This is a genomic window from Nocardioides pelophilus (assembly GCF_014180685.1).
Lineage (GTDB): Bacteria > Actinomycetota > Actinomycetes > Propionibacteriales > Nocardioidaceae > Nocardioides > Nocardioides pelophilus.
In genome coordinates, this window is record NZ_JACEHF010000258.1 from 1 (window position 1) to 3,238 (window position 3,238).

General features: G+C 71.4%; 1 protein-coding gene and 2 pseudogenes. 1 reads left to right on the forward strand and 2 read right to left on the reverse strand.

What is annotated here, in order from left to right:
* Together H0488_RS22510 and H0488_RS22515 are read right to left on the reverse strand one after the other, a co-directional pair.
* A pseudogene (locus H0488_RS22510) lies at positions 1–361 on the reverse strand (hypothetical protein); the annotation flags it as partial.
* Positions 358–2,394 (reverse strand): glycosyltransferase, encoded by a 2,037-nt coding sequence (locus H0488_RS22515; protein ID WP_183101432.1) that lies wholly within the window; start codon positions 2,392–2,394, stop codon positions 358–360. The pseudogene H0488_RS22510 and the gene H0488_RS22515, both read right to left, overlap by 4 nt.
* 94 nt (positions 2,395–2,488) lie before the next feature.
* Between H0488_RS22515 and H0488_RS22520 the strand changes: the two are divergent.
* Positions 2,489–3,238, forward strand: a pseudogene (locus tag H0488_RS22520) (hypothetical protein); the annotation flags it as partial.

A 3,238-nucleotide genomic window follows, 5' to 3' on the forward strand; every position in this document is an offset into this window, starting at 1 on the left:
CCGACCCGGCCTCGACCGCCGGCGCTCCGACGGTCGCGGGGACCAGCGCCGGCTCGGGGGCCGGCTCGGGGGCGGGCGTGGCGGGCGGCGGGTAGAGCTGGCCCGGGGCCGGCACCGGGACAGGAGCCGGCACGGGCGGCCCGGACTTCCGGAACGCCTTGGCCTGCTGCTTGGCCAGCTTCCTCGCGCGCTTGGCCTCGCGCCGTCGCTGACGCCGGGACGGCGGGTCGACCTCTGCTCCGGCTGCGTCGAAGGGATCGGGCGGGATCAGGTCCGGCGTAGCCTCCGGTGGCCGGCGACGGCGGGCCGTTCGTTCACCGGCGTGCCTGCCCGCGGCTCGACGCCGAGCGCCGGATCTCATTCGTCGTCGATGCCTTCGAAGGTCAGCTTCCAGCGCTCGGGCGAGGTGAGCTCGGGGAGGGCGGTCCGCCACCGCTCCGCCAGCTCGTCCCACTCCTTGTAGAGCTTGGCGTGCATCTTGAGCGAGCGCGCCATCTGGTCGCGGAACTGGGCAGGGTCACGGCGGTACCACGACGCGGCGATGCCGTCGGCCGAGGAGACGATCGCGGAGTCGAAGTGCGCCAGTCGGTACCACCGCTGGTCGACGTGGGGCACGATCCCCTCGGGGTGCTCCCCCGCCAGCTCGCGGGTCGGGAGCGCCTGGCGCACCAGGCCCATCGCGGCCATCTTCGCCTTGCCGACGGTGCTCGAGGGGACCGGGATCCCCTTGCCGCGCTTCGGCGGCTTCTTGCGCCGGGGGGACGGGAAGGCGTCGAGCTCGGCCTCGGACTGGCCGTCGTCGTACTCGTCGCGCAGCGCGCGGACCTCCTGCAGCCGGTGCAGGATGTCGTGGTGCATCCGGTCGGGGCCGTCCAGGACGTCCTGGAGGGCGAGCAGGATCGTCTCGCCGGTGCCGTACTGCATCGACATCAGGCGCTTGGTGTGGTTCTCGAGGCTCTCGCGGACGAGCTTGCCGCCGTGGGGGTACGGCGAGTGCAGCAGGCCGGACACGAGGCGGTTGCGCTCGTGGAAGTAGGCCTGCCAGTCGAGCGTGTCGTCCTTCTCGGTCCACGGCACGTGCCACACCGCGACGCCCGGCAGGGTCACCGTCGGGTAGCCCGCGGCGCCGGCGCGGAGGCCGAACTCGGCGTCGTCCCACTTGATGAACATCGGCAGCGACAGGCCGATCTCGCGGATGACCTGGGTGGGGATGAGGCACATCCACCAGCCGTTGTAGTCGACGTCGATCCGGCGGTGCATCCACGAGGTGTTGCGCAGCGACTTCTTGGCGAAGTCGTGGCCGTGCACGCTGGGCGCGACCGGGCCCCAGAACCAGCGGTACTTCGCGATCGCCTCGCCGTAGGCGTGCATCACCGACCGGTCGTAGAGGCTGAACATCTGGCCACCGACCAGCGACGGGGTCTTCACCAGGTCGGCGAAGGCGACGGCGCGGAGGATGCCCTCGAGCTCGCACACGACGTCGTCGTCGAGGAGCAGGACGTAGTCGGAGGCGCCCATCGAGATCGCCTCGTTCATCGCCCGCGAGAAGCCGCCGGAGCCGCCGAGGTTGGGCTGCTCGATGATCCGCAGTTTGCTCCCCAGCCCTGCGGCCGCGGCCTCGTAGCCGGCGTCGTCGACGACCTTGTTGCTGCCCTGGTCGACCACCACGATCTCGTCGATGATGTCGAGCACCGCCGGGTTCGTGGCGAGGTTCTCGAGCTGCGCGACGCAGAAGTCGGGCCGGTTGAACGTGGTGATGCCGATGGTGATCCGACCGGTGCGGACCCGGTCGGTCACGAAGCCCCACTGGGCGTCCTCGAGCATCAGCTCGCCGTGACCGCCCTCGAGGTCGAACCAGTACCAGCCGCCGTCGATGAACGGCTTGAGCGGCAGCTCGAACGTGACCGTCTCGCCGGCCGGGTTGTCGACCCGGTAGGAGTCCGCGCGGACGACGTGGCCCTTCGCGGTGGAGCGGTAGACGATGATCGAGCCGTGGCCGCGGAGCCGGGTGGTGAGCCGGACCGTGGAGAACTCGGTCCAGCGGCGCCAGTAGCTGGCCGGGAACGCGTTGAAGTAGGTGCCGAGGGTGACCCGGCGGTGCGGGTCGACCGCCACACCGGCGGCGTCGGTGATCCGGCCGAAACCGGACATGCCGGCGGCGTCGGACTCGCCGTCCTCGTCGTCCTCGGTCTCTTCCTCGGGGCTCTCGTAGTCGCCGCCGGACTGGCGTGACATCGAGTCGCCGCCCGAGGAGTAGCTGGTGATCCCGCTGACGTAGAGCGTCTGGACGTCGAGCTCCTGGTCCCTCGGGAGAACCAGCCGTTGCACGACCCGGAATCCCTCGTCGACCGGCGACGGAGACGTCGGGGTGCTGGCTGTTGCGGCTTCGCTCACGGGGGCGTGTTCCTTCGACGCGGGCAAGTTGCGGACGAGGTCAAGGTATCAGCGCAGCGGTGGCCGACCGTGAATCCCCTGCTAGCCTGCGCCGGTGCCGAATGCGTCACATTCCGGCTCGGGAGCGCCCCGGATCGTGCTCCACATCGGTGCGATGAAGACCGGGACCACCTTTCTCCAACAGCTCCTGGCCGACCACCGCGAAGCTCTCGACGAGCGCGGGTTCGCCGTACCCGAGAACCCGGCGCTGGCCCTGCGTGGCGTCCTTACCGGCACCCCCGGCGCCGACGCGGCCACGCGGCGCGACCGGGTCGCCCACCAGTTCCTCCGCCGGCTCCAGGAGTACGGCGGACGCGCGTCGCTCGTGTCGTGGGAGTTCCTCAGCTTCCTCGACCGCGCGGAGGCGAGCGCCCTGGTCGCGGCCCTCCCGGGCGACGTCGAGGTCGTCCTCACGGTCCGCGACGCCGCCCGCACCATGCCCGCGCAGTGGCAGACCACCTGCCGCAACGGCACCACGCTCCCCTGGCCGGCGTTCGGCCGCGGGGTGGGCGCCTGGCTCGACCACGGTCGGGACACCCGGCCGGCGCGCCTGTTCCGTCGTACCCAGGGGATCCCGCAGATGATCGACGTCTGGACCGACGTCGTCGGCCGCGAGCGGATGAGGGTGGTGACCGTCCCGCGGTCGGGAGCGGACCCGCTCCTGCTCTGGCGGCGCTTCGCCGAGGCGAGCGGCATCGACCAGGACCTGCAGGTCGATCCCGACGTCCGCCGCAACCCGTCGCTCGGTCACCCGTCGTGCGAGCTGCTGCGGCGGATCAACGTGGCTCTGGAGGAGTCCGACGGC